Raw genomic sequence first — 16,315 nt, forward strand, 5'->3', positions numbered from 1 at the left:
GCGGGCGTTGGAAATTTGAGAGGAGCTGTCCTTAGTACGAGAGGACCGGGATGGACTTACCGCTGGTGTACCAGTTGTCTCGCCAGAGGCATCGCTGGGTAGCTATGTAGGGAAGGGATAAACGCTGAAAGCATCTAAGTGTGAAGCCCACCTCAAGATGAGATTTCCCATTTCTTAAAGAAAGTAAGATCCCTGAGAGAAGATCAGGTAGATAGGTCAGGAGTGGAAGTACAGTGATGTATGGAGCGGACTGATACTAATCGATCGAGGACTTAACCAAAGTAAAAGAAAACTCGGAAGAGTTTTGAAAAACTTCAAGATCCAGTTTTGAGTGAATGAAATTCACTTAATTAAATAGTGTGGTGGCGATAGCGAGAAGGATACACCTGTAACCATGCCGAACACAGAAGTTAAGCTTCTTAGCGCCGATTGTAGTGAAGGGTTTCCCTTTGTGAGAGTAGGACGTCGCCACGCGGTTATTCCGGCATAGCTCAGTTGGTAGTAGCGCATGACTGTTAATCATGATGTCGTAGGTTCGAGTCCTACTGCCGGAGTTTTTGAGACAGCGTAGTTGCTGTCTTTTTTTTATACATAGATTTAATACCCCTGTAATTTATAGGAAACGTGTTAGAATAAACAACATAGATAAATTAAAAATTTATAAACGGAGGGGAAAACTGTGCAAATTGCTGAATTATCCATTGAGACATTGTTAAGAGCAAAGGAACGGTTTGAAGATACATTAGAACAAATGAATGTAGCTGAGGCTAATAAAATGCCAGCGCCATTAATTAAATCTGTGACTTGGTTAACTTGGCATACTGCTCGAGAATTAGATTTTCAGATTTCGGATTTAAATAATTCACAAGCTTTATGGTTTAAAAAGGGTTTTGGCGAGCAGTTTAATCTTTCACTACCTGATGATACAGAGGATTGGCATCATACGCCGCAAGAAGCTGCAAAAAAGGAACGGTTTGAAGATACATTAGAACAAATGAATGTAGCTGAGGCTAATAAAATGCCAGCGCCATTAATTAAATCTGTGACTTGGTTAACTTGGCATACTGCTCGAGAATTAGATTTTCAGATTTCGGATTTAAATAATTCACAAGCTTTATGGTTTAAAAAGGGTTTTGGCGAGCAGTTTAATCTTTCACTACCTGATGATACAGAGGATTGGCATCATACGCCGCAAGAAGCTGCAAAAGTTGTTGTAAAGGATAAGGCGTTATTACTAAATTATCTTGCTGCAAGTGTTGATTTTACAGTCGCTTATTTACAATCAATTAATGAAGAAAGTCTGCAAGATATCGTAGATACAAATTGGAATCCGCCAGTAACCCGACAAGTTCGAATTGTCTCTGCAATAGATGATGCAATAATGCACTCTGGACAGGCAGTTTACACTAGAAGATTAGTGATTGGAAAATAAAAAAATTAGAAATTACAGGGAGAATTTTTTAGCCCTGTTTTTTCTTTGGTACGCTAATTTTTTCAATGGCTTATTTGGTAGAATAGACAACAAGTTAAAAAAGGAGTCATAAAAATGAAAAATATTAAATTGACGATTGAGTATGATGGAAGACGTTATCTGGGTTGGCAGCGGCTTGGGAGCTCGGATAAAACAATTCAAGGGAAAATCGAAAGTGTTTTGTTCCAAATGACTGGAGAAAAAATTGAAATTATTGGTTCTGGTCGAACAGATGCAGGGACACATGCCAGAGGGCAAGTAGCAAACTTTAAAACTGAATCTGAATTGTCACCACTTGAGATGCTTAATTTTTTGAACCGTTATTTACCTAACGATATTGTTATTAAAGATGTAGCGGAAATGAGTGAACGATTTCATGCTCGTTACAATGCCAGTGGTAAACAGTATAGTTACTATGTTTGGAACGATGTAATTCCGACGGCTTTTTACCGGCATCATAGTTTTTATGTACCCCAAGAGCTAAATTTAGAAAAAATGGAGAAAGCTGCTGAAAAGTTGCTCGGAACCCATGACTTTATTGGATTTTCTGCTTTAAAAAAGACAAAGAAATCGACGGTTCGCAAGATTGAAGAGATTCGAATTGAAAAAGATGGTGCCATGTTGCACTTTACATTTATAGGTAACGGTTTTTTGCATAAGATGATACGAATTTTAACGGGTACTTTGTTGGAAATTGGTATGGGTAAATTAGATATTAATATTATTGATGAGGTTTTGGCAAATAAAATTCGCCAAGATGCAGGAGAAACAGTTCCAGCCGCAGGGCTATTTTTAGATGAAGTTTTTTATGAATGATAAGAGGGATAAAAAATGCAATTAGATATTGCGGATTTTGAGGTTTTAGCTAGAGATAATTATACATTCAAACACTTAAAGATAACATATTCAGTTGCCGAGCTTGAAGAGATCAAGTACGAATATAAAAAACATTGGCAAAAATGGAAAGAACTGAATTTAACAGTTGCTACTAATTTGCCCAAAGACTTTAGTATTACAAAGCCCAAAATAGAAAGCTGGACCAATGGTTGGAATTTACGTAACCACTTTTGGTGTGCCTATCGTAGTGAATCACGTCAAAGAGAAAATGCCTGTCTAGCGGTACTATTAAATAAAAAGCAGTATCAGATTTATCTCATGTTTCAACATTACAAAAGTGCTGAACGGTCCGGAAGTGTTGCGGCCTATAACGATTTATTACAAGAAATTGCTATCTGGAGTCAAAAGATCGATATTACAGACTATTATATTTGGCCTCAAGTAGAACATGAACTAGATGATCATCTGGCTTTGAAAGATTACTTGGCTAGTGAAAAGTTACAAACAGAATTTCAAGCAAAGCTAGCAGGAAAAACTTTTCAAATCGGGAAACTTTTAATGAAAGCAAAATACCCTCAAATTGAAGATAAGACCGTAGCAACTTTAAAAGAATTAATGCCATTATATCAAGCATTAGGTTAATAAAAAACGAAAATACAGCAGGTGGCATTGGAAGATGCTGCCGCTTTTTTTATAAAAAAAATTTTGTCGTATAAAAGTAATGATTCATGTAAAGTGTAAGCTTTAATCTTGCCAAAAAAATTTGAATCAAGTATATTTTAGCAGTTAGTTTAGTACTTTAATTTTAAATAAAAGGAAGTAAGAAAATGACAGCATTCATAAATAATGACTTTCAGGATATTGTTTTAAACCGCAAATCGATTCGACGGTATGATGAAAATGTAAAAATTAGTCGAGAAGAAATGTTGACTATGTTAGATGAAGCAAATCGTGCACCTTCTTCAGTTAATTTGCAGCCTTGGCGCTACGTTGTTGTAGATACAAATGAAGGGAAAGAACAGCTACGCCCTTTTATTCGCTTTAATCAATTGCAAAATGATACTTCTGCTGCAATGATCTTAATTTTTGGTGACCGTAAAAATTATGAATACGGTAAAGAAATATATGGGGCAGCATTAAATGCGGGGCTGATGCCGCAAGAAGTTCATGATCGCCAATTAGCTACCATCATTCCTCATTATCAAAATCTATCTTTGAATGAAATGGATAATGTCATTTTGCGAGATGCTAGTCTTGCAGCAATGCAATTAATGCTAGTGGCGCGAGCCCATGGCTATGATACCAATGCAATTGGTGGTTTTGAAGCAGAAAACTTAGCGGAAACTTTTGATTTAGAAAAAGAGCGCTATTTACCAGTGTTAATTCTCTCTATTGGTAAAGCGGCAGAGTCAGGTTACCAGTCAGTTAGACTCTCTGCTGATAAATTGACAACTTTCAAATAAGCCACAAAATAAAAGACCTAAACCAAAAGTTTGTATTGTTTTTGGTTTAGGTCTTTTTTTCATAAGCAGATTTTTCTAGCTTAAAATGAAGCAGCTTAAATGAAATAACTGACAAAATTGCTTTATCTAAATGGTGCGGTAAAATAGCTTAGCTTGGCTTGGATTCGTTTACTTCCGTGGTATAATGATTTCAAAGTAAAACTTAAACAATTGGTTCTGTTTTTAATCAGATAAAAATAAGGGTGAAAAGAATGGCCACAAAAGCAAGATATGAAGTGCTTAATTCGATTAAGCACTTAGAAGATGATGGTAAAAAGGATCTGACAACGCAACAGATTGCCGATGAAAATGGGTTAACCAGAGGTGTAGTTAGCCATTATTTATCCCAACTGTTAAAAGAAGAATTGGTAGAAAAATTTGGGACAAAGCCGGTGTATTGGCGTCTTAAAAAAATTAAAGATCCATTTCGCGCATTTATTGGTGGCGAAGGTTCGTTAAAAAAAGTGATTGATGCCTGTAAAGCGGCTGTCAAATATCCACCAAATGGTTTTCCTTTGATTATAACCGGTGAATCTGGGGTTGGTAAAAGCTATTTAGCGCATTTGATTTATGAATATGCTAAGGCAAAAAGTGTAATTTCTTCTGAAGCGCAACTTATTTCTTTGAATTGTGCTGACTATGCCAATAATCCAGAATTACTTTCCTCAGTCTTGTTTGGTTTTAAAAAGGGCGCTTTTACCGGAGCGACAGAAGATACGGCAGGACTTGTGGCAGCAGCTGACGGAGGATTTTTGTTTTTAGATGAAATTCATCGCCTACCTAAAGAAAATCAAGAAAAATTATTTACTTTATTAGATAAAGGAACCTATAGTCCACTTGGTAGTAAAGAAGTACGACAAGTAAAGGTTCGTTTTCTTTTTGCAACGACAGAATCATTGGACGATATGTTACTGTTAACTTTTAGAAGACGAGTGCCAATGACCGTTACAATCCCCAATTTTATTGCAAGGCCCTCAGAAGAACGAATGGCATTAATCCAACATGCATTTATTACAGAAGCTAAAAAAATGAATAGAAAAATTAGCGTGAATAATAGTTTGATTATGGAATTACTAAAAACGCCTCAGGCTGGGAATTTGGGTTCGTTGAACAATCAAATCAAACTTCTTTGTGCCAAAGCCTATGCAAAACAAGCTGGGGATGACTTAATTATTGGAGAAAAAAAACCAGCGGTAACTTTTTTACCCACCGATAAAATCACCAATCAAAACAGCGTGGCAAAGGAAATTGTCACCACAATTTTGGCAGAATTATCCGAAAGCGAAAGTTTTCTTGATGGCCAATTTATTGTTGCAAAACATTTAAAAAAAGCACCAGGTGATAATGTTAGTTTACAAGTGACAAGCTATAGACAAGTGCTAAATGATACTTTAATCTCCTTATTATGGGAAAAATATGGAGTCAAAGAGCTGATACCCAAAGAGATTTTAAATTCTTGCGCTTTCTTTTTAGCTAATGTGCCACCGGTGCCACTTAGAGAGCAAAAAGCTTGGCTACAGAAGATAAAAGAACAATATCCGCGGGCTTTTTATTTATTTCAACAGCTATTTTCACCTTTAAAAAACAATGCAAGCAACGAGCAAATCGCACTTGTTAGTGGTATGGCGCTTTTTCTATTAGACTATGCTGCGATAGAAAAAATTGAAGAGGTTAAAACCTTGTGCATTTTAATCTCCCATGGAAAAAGTACAGCTTCAAGTATTCAAGGGGTGGTAAATGGCTTAGTGGGAAATTTTATTTTTGCAGCTTTTGATATGCCCTTAGATAGCAGTATGCCTGAAATTAGCCAGAAAGTGCAGCAGTATATTGCGAAGTTAAATCAAAGAAAATTACCAGTTATTTTGCTTTTTGATATGGGTTCTTTAAGTCAAATGTATAAACAAATTAAACAGTACTTGGATTCTGATTTATTAGTGATTAACAATTTATCAACACCCCTTGTTTTAGATGTAGCGCTACAAGTTCAACAACAAAAAAGTTTTAGAGAAATTGCTGAGCGGGCCAATACGTATCACGAAATGATTCATATTCAGTATTACGAAGGAATCTCTCAAAATAAAAATATCATCGTTTCGTGTATGTCAGGTGTCGGATTAAGTGAAGAAATTAAGCAGATCATGTTGGATCGTTTGCAAATGGAAAAAGAAATCATTACCATGGACTATCGAGATTTAAAAAATTCACTTGCTTCCCATGATATGGGGTATTTTGAAAAGACAGATTTTATTATCACCACCACAGATTTACCATATGATTATCAAATTCCAATTTTAAATATTTACGATATTATGGAGGCCAGTGGAACTAAACGCCTAAAAGAATTGTTATTAGCAACAGGTGAAAAGGAAAAAACAATTGCCAATTTAATTGAAGGGTTATTGGAGTTTTTCACTATTGAAGGAATTAGTAGTCGACTGCAATTTTTAAATCCGAAGGTTGTTTTAGGTGAAGTACAAGGCGTTGTAGCAAAGTATCAAGATTTCTTCACCATTGTCTTTGATGCAAAAGTGAAGTTGAATTTATATATGCACATTGCTTTAATGATTGAGCGGATGATGATTTCTTCACGGGAAGAGTCCGTCAGTGTCCAAACAGAAGAACAACTGGATAAAACCAAACAAGAGTTTTTCTCGATTTCAAAAAATATTTTCCATCCGCTGGAAATGAAGTACAATATTGTCATTGATGATTATGAGCTCTCCTTAATGTATGAACTATTAAAATATTATATCTAACTTGAAAAAACGTCTTAAATAAAGGGCTGCAAATTGCGTTTTGCAGGTTAATTTAAGACGTTTTTCGTGTAATTAAAGAAATTTTTGTTTAGTTAGCTTTCAGGAAGCGGCACCAATTTGATTTCCTTATTTTGAAATAGCGCAAGTTCAGTGACACCAAATTTTTTTAGCATTGCTCCCATTTGACTAAATTGGTTACGAAAATCTGACGCAATATGGGCATCAGAACCTAAAGTGAAAAGCTTACCACCTAGATTTTGATACAAGGGGACTGCATATTCATATAGTTGGGCATTTTGGTATTTGGCAAAACTTTTTGCGTTTAATTCTAAGCCCCAGTTTTTCGCGATTATATTTTTAAAGATTTGCGTTAATTGCTCTTCATACCGAGTTGCAAGTTCATGGGAAGTCACGTCTAAACGTCGTAAGCCGTATTCAAAGTGAGTTAGGATGTGACCAGCTTTAAAATCTTCGGTTACGCGTTCCATTTGCTGAAAGTATTCATCCATAATGGTGTATTTATCTTTGGTTAAAACAATATCGTCCATATAGTCGAATTGTCCGTTTTGATGGATACTTACCAATTGTAAATCATAGGGATAAGTAGTGAGGTAATCGTAAATTTTACTTTCTTGACCAGGAACCACACCAATTTCAATCCCTTTTAGAAAAGTTGTAGGCTGGTTTATAAATTTTTGCTGTTGCCTTAAAAGCTCTTCGTAATCTGGAATATCATCTTGAAATGCATGAGCTGGATTTTTTAAATCAAAATGATCGGTGGCCACAAAAGTTGCGGGCTGTTGAACAAGATAATTTTCAAACCGTTCTTCAGAATCAAAAGACAAAAAAGTATGAAGATGTTGATCGTAATAATTCATGGCAGGCCTCCTATTGGCTACTATATCCGCTTTTTTAATTAAGATAGCATAACTTTATTAAAAAAACGCCAAGTTAGTCGAAATTTTTAGTAAAAGGATTGCAGCAAGAAGTTTTGAAAGTAAAACGCTAAGTTACGTGGGAAACAGCGCTTAAAGCTGGGAATCAAAAAAGTCCTTTTATTTTAGTGTATGGGCCTGGTAAACATTGCTATAATTCATATTAATCAAAAAAGAAGTGCTTATTTTATTTTAAGCACTTCTTTTTTATGCCCAGTAAAAGCTTGATTTAAACCCTTTTTTTGAAGTTGGCACACAACTTGCTAGTAGTAAAGTGTCAAATGAAGAGAGGAGCAAAGTAAATGAAAAAAGTAGTAATTGCCACTCATGGCAATTTAGCCCAAGGAATTCAATCCACATTGGAATTATTTGTTGGTAAGAAACAAGATATTACCTATATTTCGGCTTATACACAAGGACAAGCGGATTTAGACACTCAGATTGATAATTTTTTTGCCCGTGTTACGCCAGCAGATGAAGTTATTGTTTTTACGGATATTTATGGAGGGAGCGTTAATCAAAAATTTGCAACTAAAACAACAGAAGAAAATATTTTTGTTGTTGCTGGTTTTAACGTGCCACTTTTATTAGAAGTAATTTTAGCAACAGAAGCGATTAGTGATGAATTTATTCAAGAAATGATTACCAAAGCACAAGCAGGGATGCAACAAGTCAAACTTGCCAAAAATACGACTGAAAATGATTTTTTTGCTTAAAAAGTGTTAAAGAAAAAGGAGAGAAATAAAATGATTAAAACTTTACGAGTAGACGAACGCTTAATCCACGGCCAAATTGCAATGGTATGGTCCCGTGAGTTAAATATTGATGGGATTGTCGTTGCCAATGATGAAACAGCTGGCAATGAAACACAGCAAATGGCTTTAAAAATGGCGGTACCAAGTGGGATCAAAGTAATTATAAAAACACTTCAAGGTGCAATTGATCTACTGCAAGATCCACGGGCAGAAAAAATGAAGTTGTTGGTTTTGGTTAAAACCGTTAATGACGCTGTTGTACTAGCAGATAAACTGCCTAATATCGCCTATGTGAATATCGGCAACGTCGGAAAAGCTGTAATCGGTGAGAAGAAGACTTTGACACAATTTGTCATGTTAACACCAGCAGAACTTACAAGCTTAGCTACTTTAGTTGAACTGTATCCAGAAACTGCACTACAAAATTTACCATCTGATAAAAAAGAGTTGGCCAAAGACTTTATCAAGTAATTGTTGAATCCACGTAAATAAAAGGAGCGAAAAATTATGTTATATGAAGCAATTGTAGTGGCATTAGTCGTCTTTTTAACAGTCGGCGGCCAGGAATTATTAGGTTTTACCATGTTGGGGCGTCCTATTGTCATTGGACCTTTAGTAGGGTTATTGCTTGGTGATATTCAAACAGGTTTATTGATCGGAGCCTCTTTAGAAACTATTTTTATGGGAGTCGTTAATATTGGGGGCGCAAGTTCAGCCGAACCTGGTCTTGCAACGGCTTTAGCTGCAGCATTTGCCATCAATTTGGGCGGTGGTGTGGAAGTTGCATTGCCAATCGCGATTCCATTAGGGATCATCGGATTACAAGTAAAGACGTTATTATATGTAGCAGTGGTAGGGCCTTTTGCTAGTCGCTTTGACAAAATGGCTGAAGAAGCTAATGAAAGAGGAATTATCCGCTTGCATTTTGGACTATGGGCATTGCAATGGGCAATCTATTCATTAATTCCATTTTTTGCCATCTTATTTGGCTCAAAAGCTACGCAAAATGTCTTGGAAATGATTCCGGATGTGATTATTAATGGTTTATCTGTCGCCGGTAATTTACTACCTGCAGTCGGAATGGCGATGTTAATGAAAATTTTATGGGACAATAATGTTTCCGCATTTTACTTCTTAGGCTTTTTGATTGTCGCATATTTCAAGATTCCATTGATTGCAGTAGCAGTTTTAGGGGTAATTATTGCCGTAACGATTGGACAACGGGATTTCCAATTGAAGAAAATGGAACAGCAAATCCAACAAAAACCTACGCTAGCAGCGACAAATGAAACAACAGAAGAGATTGAAAATGATGATTTCTTTAGTTAAGAAAGATTAGTTAATCGTAAAAAATGAGGAGGAAAAACGATGTCTCGATTTAATCAAAATGTTTCACCAGAAGAAAAGAAATTATTACGCCAAATGTACTGGCGCTCATTCACCTTGTATTCTGCTGTTACGCCAGCAAAACAAGGAGCTTCAGGCTTTGAATATGCGATGTTACCTTTTATCAATCGCTTTTATAAAAAACAAGAAGATAAAAAAGCTGCAATGGTACGTCAAATGTCTTATTTTAATACAAATGTGGCCATGGTACCTTTTATTATGGGGCTAAGTGCTTCAATGGAAAAAGAAAATAGTGAAAAGACAGACTTTAATCAAGATTCCATCAATGCGATTAAAACATCTTTAATGGGCCCATTAGCTGGTATTGGCGACTCGGTTTTCTGGGGCGTTTTGCGAGTAATTGCGGCAGGTGTTGCAGTCGGATTAGCGCAATCAGGTAATGTCTTGGCTCCGATTATCTTTTTACTTTTGTTTAATTTGCCCGTTCAACTTATTCGTTGGTATGGGGGGCAATTGGGTTACACACTAGGATCGGCTTACATTTCAGATTTATACGAAAATGGTCTGATTAATATTTTAACAAAAGCTGCAACTATTGTTGGATTAACAATGGTAGGTGCGATGACGAGCCAAATGGTAAAACTTGATTTGAAATGGAAAATGGTAATGGGTGGCAAAACGATTTTAAAATCCCAAGAAATGCTCGATCAAATTTTTATTGGTTTACTACCTTTAGCAGTTACCTTATTTTGTTTTTATCTATTAAAGAAGAAAAATGTTTCGATTAATGTTCTAATTTTTGGCATTATTATTGCAGCCATTGCTTTGTCATTACTTGGAATTGTATAAAAGAAAGGGGAAAGAGCATGCGTAGTGATTGGTGGAAAGAAGCCGTCATTTATCAAATTTATCCTAAAAGTTTTTACGACAGTAATGATGATGGCATTGGTGATTTAAAAGGAATCATCGAAAAATTACCCTATTTAGTCGATTTAGGTGTCGATGCCTTGTGGTTAAGTCCGGTGTATTTATCCCCGCAAATTGATAACGGCTACGATATTGCTGATTATCGAAAAATTGATCCGATTTTCGGAGACAATGAAGACTTGTATGCCTTAATTGCAGCAGCCCATGACAAAGGGCTAAAGATTATTATGGACTTTGTTGCCAATCATACCTCGGATCAACATTTATGGTTTCAAGAAAGTCGCAAGTCAAAAGACAATTTCTTTTCCGATTTTTATATCTGGCAAGATGCCAAGCCCGATGGTTCGCCCCCTAATAATTGGGGTTCAAGTTTTGGTGGCTCGGCATGGACTTTTGATGAGCGTAGAAAGCAGTATTATTTACATTATTATGCGAAAGAACAACCGGATTTAAATTGGGAAAATCCTTTTGTCAGAGAATACATCTACGATATGATGCGCTTTTGGAAAGCCAAAGGGGTAGATGGATGGCGGATGGATGTGATTACTTCCATTTCAAAAGATTGGCAGTTTCCCGATAACCCCCGGAGCAATACAACAGAAAATCAACAAAATGGTCCCCGCATGCACGAGTTTATTCATGAATTGAACCAAGCGGTCTTAGCACCTTTTGATATGATGAGTGTGGGCGAATCTCCAGCAGCTAAAGCACATGATGCCTACACATTAGTTGATCCTAAGCGAGAAGAATTGGATATGATTTTTACTTTTGAACATATGCATATCGATCGTAAAAAAGGAGATGTCAATGGTCGATGGGCTTTAAAAAGACGAGATTTAGTTGCATTGAAAGAAATTTTAAGCAACTGGCAGCATGAATTAAAAGACAAAGGGTGGAATGCGCTTTACTTTGAAAATCATGATCGCGCCAGAGTAATCTCACGTTGGGGTAATGATACAAATTACCGCTACGAATGTGCAACGGCCTTTGCGACAGTCTTACATGGCTTACAAGGGACACCTTTTATTTATCAAGGAGAAGAGATTGGCATGACGAATGCTGATTTTGAAATTACAGATTATGAAGATATTGAGCTATTAGGAAATTATGATTACTATGTAAAACAGCAGCAAACTATTTCCCATGAGGATTTCCTACAAGCAGCTCACAAAGTTAGTCGTGATAATGCACGAACACCAATGCAGTGGACAGCGGAAAAAAATGCTGGCTTTACTAAAGGTGTGCCTTGGTTTAAGTTGAATCCTGCTTATTCTAAAATCAATGTAGCCAATGATTTAAAAAGTGATCATTCTATCTATCGTTATTATCAAAAATTGATTGCATTGCGGCACAATGAAACGATTTTAAAAGAAGGAACCTACGAATTATTATTGCCAACAGATGAACAGATCTTTGCCTATTTGCGCAAAGATAACCAAAAACAATGGCGGATTGTGGCGAATTTAAGTGAAAATACAATCGAAAATCCATTTGCAGCCAGTGATCAAAAAGCACAAGTGATTCTTAGCAATCAAAAAAATCAGCTGGTTTCAGACTATTTACAGCCTTATGAAGCGTATATTGTTGAAGCTTAAATAAATAACTTCTCAAATTATGATGGATAAATTTCTTCCTTACTAACCGATTTTAGAAAGTAAGAAATTTTTCAGTCACTGTTTGAGAAGTTTTTTTGTCAGGAAAATGAAGTTAAAGACTACATTTTAATGTTTGTCGTAAAAAGGAATAGCTAGAAACATTGCATCTTTCAATAATGTATCTAATATGTAATATTTGTCAAAAAAATTATATAAAATATTATATATCGACTTTGACTTTACCAATATGGCGGCGTAGTATGCAGATGTAAAGCGGTATCATTAATAATGTGAAAATAAGCACAATTTAAAAAAGGAGGGAGTTAATGCAGATTGAAAAATTTATTGCGGCACGAAAAAAAGCTGGCTTCTCACAAATCGAATTGGCGCAAGGCATATGTACACAAGCAACTTTAAGTCGTTTTGAAAACAATGGCCAAGTGCCAAGTTTGAAAATTCTCATAAAGCTCTGTGAACGGCTAGACTTTCCAATTGGAGCGTTATTTCCCAAAATCGGTGTGAAACATACAACGCTTGTTGCCACCTTTGATGAAATCGAATTTTTATTGATTACAATGGAATATCAAAAGGCACAAAATTTGCTAGCCAATATTTTAACAAGTGAGCTGGATACTCCTGAGTTAAAGATGCGCTACCATTATTTGTCAGGTTTTCTTTTGTACTATCAAAAAGCAGCAGCCGTCGAGGTTTTATTTGCTTTTAATCAGTTGCTATTGGAAGAAGATACGCTCTATCAGCTATTGGCTTATACGGGCATGGGACTAGTTTACAGTGAGGCTGGTGAAAAAGTAAAAGGGGAAGTCTATTTTGATAAAGTGTTGCGTAAGATTTATGACTATCCAGTTAAATCCATAGAAGAAACCTGGCGCGTGTTGCATATTTTATACCAGTGTGGTGTTTTTTACAGTGAAATTGCAGAATATCAAGTTAGCAATACGTTATTGGAATATGCGCTTTCCATTTGTTCAGATAATCACGTCACCTTCTATTTGGCAAGAGTTGCTACACAGTTAGCCTGCAATGCCATGAAACTTAAAATGCCCCAAGGCGAGATTTTAGAACGGCTTGCAGACGCTAATGCGTATGCCAAAATTAATCGCAACGAAATTGCACAAAAAACGATTGCCCAGCTAACACAAGCAGTCAAAAAAAGTTAAGTTGGTCAAAAAATAAAGAGGTGAATACTTTGGCAACAAGACAGCTTTATATGATGGGTACAGTCATTGATCTTCTTGTTGATCACCAAGAAGCAGAAAAAATTTTGGATGAGTTGGAAAAACGATTAAAGCTTTATGAAAAGCGGTTTAGCGCCAATGATCCTACTTCTGAACTAATGGTCCTAAATCACAATGCCGGCATAAAAAAAGTTGTCCTTCAGCCAGAATTATATGAATTAATCAAGTTAGGAAAAGAAAATAGTCTTACAAGTGAGCAGCTAAATATTGCCATTGGCCCTTTAATTCAAACGTGGCGCATCGGTTTTAGTGATGCTAAAGTACCTTCAGATGAAGTGATTAAAGGTTTATTAGCTAAAACTAACCCCCACAATATTCAATTAGATGATCAAAATCAGACTGCTTTTTTAACAGAAAAAGGCATGCTGTTAGATTTAGGGGCATTAGCTAAAGGTTTTATTGCTGATTTATTGGTGGCATATTTAAAAGAAGAAAACGTCACAGGCGCATTAATTAATTTAGGTGGCAACGTGGTCGTTTTTGGCACAGCAAGACAACATGAAGATGGACTATGGCGCATTGGTGTGCAAGACCCTAGCAAAGATAGGAATCAAACGCGTCTGATTTTAAAGGTAACCAATCAATCCGTGGTTACTTCGGGAATTTATGAGCGTAGTCTAATCAAGGAAAATAAAAGATATCACCATATTATTGATCCAAAGACTGGCTATCCTGTCAAAACGGAGGTTCTTAGTTTAACCATTGTATCAAAAAAATCAGTAGACGGTGAGATTTGGACTACCCGCTTATTTGGGCTACCAACTGCTGAAATCATACGTACTTTAAACCGTACTTCAGGTATTGAAGGAATTATCATCACAACAGATGAGGTCATCTTATCTGATGGAATTAGAGATTTAATGTAGAGAAAGGATTTTTCAAATGTATAAATTTATCGGACTTGTGGGTACCAATTCCAAGGAATCAACAAATCGTGCATTGTTGGCCTACATGCAAAAAAAATTTGCGGCTGAAGCAGAAATTGAATTAGTAGAAATTAATAATCTTCCTCTTTTTAATAAACCGGCAGATAAAAAAATACCAGAAAGTGTGCAGGCTATTGCTGAAAAGATCAACAAAAGCGATGGCGTAATCATTAGCACACCTGAATATGATCATGCAGTGCCAGCAGCGTTAATGAATGCTTTAAGCTGGTTATCTTACGGTATTTATCCTTTTGTTGATAAGCCTGTTATGATTACGGGTGCTTCTTATGGGACGTTAGGTTCTTCTAGAGCGCAAGCCCATTTGCGTCAAATTTTGGATGCACCAGAATTAAAAGCACGAATTATGCCTAGTTCAGAATTTTTATTGAGCCATTCTTTAGCGGCTTTTGATGAAGCGGGCAATCTAAATGATGAAAAACAACAAGAAAAACTCGCAGGCCTATTTCAGGATTTCACTGTTTTTGTCACGATTACCAAACAATTGCAAAACAGTCACGCAGTAAATCAACAAGCAGCTGAAAATTTTTCTTGGGATAACATCTAAAGCAGGGTTATTTTAGTTTAACTATTTAAAAGCATAAAGGAGTCTTTGCTATGAAAATCGTCGGTATTGTCGGATCAAATGCAGATCTTTCTTATAACCGTCTTTTGTTAAAATTTATTGGTAAAAAATTTGGTCATTTATTTGACTTTGAGTTGTTGGAAATCACCGATGTTCCCTTATTTAATCAAAGCCAGGATGCAACAAATAGTCCAGCTATTCAAAAATTAAATCACAAAATTAAAATGGCAGATGGTGTAATTATCGCAACTCCAGAACACAACCACACTATTCCGGCTGCTTTAAAAAGTGTGCTTGAATGGTTATCTTTTAAAATTCATCCCCTTGAAAATAAACCGGTTATGATCGTGGGAGCTTCTTATTATGACCAAGGTTCTTCCCGGGCACAACTACATTTACGTCAAATATTAGATGCGCCTGGTGTCAATGCGATTGTTATGCCAGGAAATGAATTCTTATTGGGAAAAGTAAAAAATGCTTTTGATGAAAATGATAATTTGAAAGATCAAGGAACAATTGATTTTCTTGGGAGCACATTGGAAAAATTTCTTCAATTTGTCAATGTCACGGCTTTATTAAATCCTAAGCCCAAAGCAGAACCAGAAGATTTATATGCAACTGGTAAAATTGACACAACAATTGAAGGTGCCGATATGTGGGCAGATGACTGGTTGGAACAAGCGACAGCAATCGTTGAACCTGCAGTAGGTCGTGATTATGTTAAATTAGACCGGGGACTTTTAACCGTGGATCAATTGAATTATTTCTTAGATTCGATGCCGATGGAATTAACCTATGCCGATAGCAACAATCAATTTTTATATTATAACCAAAAAAAGCCCGCTAATGAGATGTTAGCGCCGCGCGTGCCAGGCCAAGTGGGAAATCCATTGGCAAAATGTCATCCAGAAAAAGCTTATCAGAATGTCGAATGGGTAATTCAACAATTGCGCTCAGGTGCCACCGATGTCGTTCGCGTACACGTTCCAAAACAAATGCCTGAAAAATATATTGTTCATAATTATCAAGCTATGCATGATAAACAAGGCAATTATATGGGAATTAATGAATATATTTTAGACTTTAAGCCAATTGTCGAATGGTACTTGCAACAAACGGGGCAAAAATTAGTTGGCGATGTCGACGGCGTAACTAGTGCTTCTAAAAAAAATGAAACACCTGCAGTTGACGGCGTCTCCAGTGCTTCTAAAAAAGACGCAGCGTCTGCAGTAAGTGCTGTAACACCAACACCTGCAGTTGATGGTATCTCTAGCGCTTCTAAAAAGGATTAGTAAAAACAAACGATACTAAAAAACACTAAAGACTAGATTCGCAATCTGATTTTTAGTGTTTTTTTTGTAGGTTAAAACAAATGATTTTTTTCAAGGTTATCATTATTACAGTAGTTTTTTTATATATTGTGAT

14 protein-coding genes, 1 tRNA gene, 2 rRNA genes and 2 pseudogenes (1 of these 19 running past the window's edge) are annotated in these 16,315 nt (G+C 36.2%); 18 read left to right on the plus strand and 1 reads right to left on the minus strand.

Annotated elements, in window-relative coordinates; all coding sequences use genetic code 11:
- The 9 genes and pseudogenes from P3T75_RS02620 to P3T75_RS02660 all read left to right on the plus strand — a co-directional run.
- A 23S ribosomal RNA gene (locus P3T75_RS02620) occupies positions 1–280 on the plus strand (it extends 2,633 nt beyond the left edge of the window).
- Positions 281–358: 78 nt separating this feature from the next.
- A 5S ribosomal RNA gene (gene rrf / locus P3T75_RS02625) occupies positions 359–474 on the plus strand.
- Positions 475–480: 6 nt separating this feature from the next.
- A tRNA-Asn gene (locus P3T75_RS02630) sits at positions 481–554 on the plus strand.
- 125 nt (positions 555–679) lie between these two features.
- Positions 680–964, plus strand: a pseudogene (locus P3T75_RS02635) (hypothetical protein); the annotation flags it as partial.
- 3 nt (positions 965–967) lie between these two features.
- Positions 968–1,432: pseudogene (locus P3T75_RS02640) on the plus strand (DinB family protein); the annotation flags it as partial.
- A gap of 114 nt (positions 1,433–1,546) precedes the next feature.
- Positions 1,547–2,287, plus strand: a complete 741-nt coding sequence (truA, locus tag P3T75_RS02645) for a tRNA pseudouridine(38-40) synthase TruA (RefSeq protein WP_230709494.1) — start codon at positions 1,547–1,549, stop codon at positions 2,285–2,287.
- A 15-nt stretch (positions 2,288–2,302) separates the two neighbouring features.
- Positions 2,303–2,950 carry an HI_0552 family protein gene (locus P3T75_RS02650; RefSeq protein WP_282462139.1) on the plus strand — a complete coding sequence of 216 codons (648 nt, stop codon included), beginning with the start codon at positions 2,303–2,305 and terminating at the stop codon, positions 2,948–2,950.
- 185 nt (positions 2,951–3,135) lie between these two features.
- Positions 3,136–3,771: a nitroreductase family protein gene (locus P3T75_RS02655; RefSeq protein ID WP_206904361.1), complete on the plus strand. Its 636-nt coding sequence runs from the start codon at positions 3,136–3,138 to the stop codon at positions 3,769–3,771.
- 251 nt (positions 3,772–4,022) lie between these two features.
- Positions 4,023–6,566, plus strand: a complete 2,544-nt coding sequence (locus P3T75_RS02660; protein WP_282462140.1) for a sigma 54-interacting transcriptional regulator — start codon at positions 4,023–4,025, stop codon at positions 6,564–6,566.
- A gap of 92 nt (positions 6,567–6,658) precedes the next feature.
- On the opposite strand, the gene P3T75_RS02665 is transcribed toward P3T75_RS02660, so the two are convergent.
- Entirely contained in the window at positions 6,659–7,444 is a 786-nt protein-coding gene (locus P3T75_RS02665) for a PHP domain-containing protein (RefSeq protein WP_282462141.1), read from the minus strand.
- A 359-nt stretch (positions 7,445–7,803) separates the two neighbouring features.
- Here P3T75_RS02665 and P3T75_RS02670 point away from each other — a divergent pair, with 359 nt between their 5' ends.
- From P3T75_RS02670 to P3T75_RS02710, 9 genes are all read left to right on the plus strand, one after another.
- The gene (locus P3T75_RS02670; protein ID WP_206904368.1) at positions 7,804–8,217 is read left to right on the plus strand and encodes a PTS sugar transporter subunit IIA; all 414 of its coding nucleotides are present in this window, start codon (positions 7,804–7,806) and stop codon (positions 8,215–8,217) included.
- A 30-nt stretch (positions 8,218–8,247) separates the two neighbouring features.
- Positions 8,248–8,727 carry a PTS sugar transporter subunit IIB gene (locus P3T75_RS02675; protein ID WP_230709483.1) on the plus strand — a complete coding sequence of 160 codons (480 nt, stop codon included), beginning with the start codon at positions 8,248–8,250 and terminating at the stop codon, positions 8,725–8,727.
- A gap of 36 nt (positions 8,728–8,763) precedes the next feature.
- Positions 8,764–9,585 carry a PTS mannose/fructose/sorbose/N-acetylgalactosamine transporter subunit IIC gene (locus P3T75_RS02680; RefSeq protein ID WP_206904372.1) on the plus strand — a complete coding sequence of 274 codons (822 nt, stop codon included), beginning with the start codon at positions 8,764–8,766 and terminating at the stop codon, positions 9,583–9,585.
- A gap of 39 nt (positions 9,586–9,624) precedes the next feature.
- Complete coding sequence (locus tag P3T75_RS02685; RefSeq protein WP_206904373.1) at positions 9,625–10,452, plus strand: PTS system mannose/fructose/sorbose family transporter subunit IID; 828 nt, start codon at positions 9,625–9,627, stop codon at positions 10,450–10,452.
- Between the two features lie 17 nt (positions 10,453–10,469).
- On the plus strand, positions 10,470–12,125 hold the full coding sequence (locus P3T75_RS02690; protein ID WP_282462142.1) for a glycoside hydrolase family 13 protein: 1,656 nt from the start codon (positions 10,470–10,472) through the stop codon (positions 12,123–12,125).
- 326 nt (positions 12,126–12,451) lie between these two features.
- Positions 12,452–13,303 carry a helix-turn-helix domain-containing protein gene (locus tag P3T75_RS02695; protein WP_206904376.1) on the plus strand — a complete coding sequence of 284 codons (852 nt, stop codon included), beginning with the start codon at positions 12,452–12,454 and terminating at the stop codon, positions 13,301–13,303.
- Positions 13,304–13,353: 50 nt separating this feature from the next.
- Entirely contained in the window at positions 13,354–14,247 is an 894-nt protein-coding gene (locus P3T75_RS02700; RefSeq protein WP_303754756.1) for an FAD:protein FMN transferase, read from the plus strand.
- 16 nt (positions 14,248–14,263) lie between these two features.
- Positions 14,264–14,872 (plus strand): NADPH-dependent FMN reductase, encoded by a 609-nt coding sequence (locus P3T75_RS02705; RefSeq protein WP_206904378.1) that lies wholly within the window; start codon positions 14,264–14,266, stop codon positions 14,870–14,872.
- Positions 14,873–14,922: 50 nt separating this feature from the next.
- Positions 14,923–16,182: an NAD(P)H-dependent oxidoreductase gene (locus P3T75_RS02710; protein WP_282462143.1), complete on the plus strand. Its 1,260-nt coding sequence runs from the start codon at positions 14,923–14,925 to the stop codon at positions 16,180–16,182.
- Positions 16,183–16,315: the final 133 nt, after the last annotated feature.

Origin of the sequence: Enterococcus montenegrensis, from assembly GCF_029983095.1 — a bacterium.
GTDB classification, from domain to species: domain Bacteria; phylum Bacillota; class Bacilli; order Lactobacillales; family Enterococcaceae; genus Enterococcus_C; species Enterococcus_C montenegrensis.

Coding starts and splice junctions, on each gene's coding strand:
- P3T75_RS02690 (WP_282462142.1), top strand. CDS start 10,470: ATGCGTAGTGATTGGTGGAAAGAAGCCGTCATTTATCAAATTTATCCT.
- P3T75_RS02660 (WP_282462140.1), top strand. CDS start 4,023: ATGGCCACAAAAGCAAGATATGAAGTGCTTAATTCGATTAAGCACTTA.
- P3T75_RS02700 (WP_303754756.1), top strand. CDS start 13,354: ATGATGGGTACAGTCATTGATCTTCTTGTTGATCACCAAGAAGCAGAA.
- P3T75_RS02665 (WP_282462141.1), bottom strand. CDS start 7,444: ATGAATTATTACGATCAACATCTTCATACTTTTTTGTCTTTTGATTCT.
- P3T75_RS02695 (WP_206904376.1), top strand. CDS start 12,452: ATGCAGATTGAAAAATTTATTGCGGCACGAAAAAAAGCTGGCTTCTCA.
- P3T75_RS02705 (WP_206904378.1), top strand. CDS start 14,264: ATGTATAAATTTATCGGACTTGTGGGTACCAATTCCAAGGAATCAACA.
- P3T75_RS02655 (WP_206904361.1), top strand. CDS start 3,136: ATGACAGCATTCATAAATAATGACTTTCAGGATATTGTTTTAAACCGC.
- P3T75_RS02675 (WP_230709483.1), top strand. CDS start 8,248: ATGATTAAAACTTTACGAGTAGACGAACGCTTAATCCACGGCCAAATT.
- truA (WP_230709494.1), top strand. CDS start 1,547: ATGAAAAATATTAAATTGACGATTGAGTATGATGGAAGACGTTATCTG.
- P3T75_RS02670 (WP_206904368.1), top strand. CDS start 7,804: ATGAAAAAAGTAGTAATTGCCACTCATGGCAATTTAGCCCAAGGAATT.
- P3T75_RS02685 (WP_206904373.1), top strand. CDS start 9,625: ATGTCTCGATTTAATCAAAATGTTTCACCAGAAGAAAAGAAATTATTA.
- P3T75_RS02650 (WP_282462139.1), top strand. CDS start 2,303: ATGCAATTAGATATTGCGGATTTTGAGGTTTTAGCTAGAGATAATTAT.
- P3T75_RS02710 (WP_282462143.1), top strand. CDS start 14,923: ATGAAAATCGTCGGTATTGTCGGATCAAATGCAGATCTTTCTTATAAC.
- P3T75_RS02680 (WP_206904372.1), top strand. CDS start 8,764: ATGTTATATGAAGCAATTGTAGTGGCATTAGTCGTCTTTTTAACAGTC.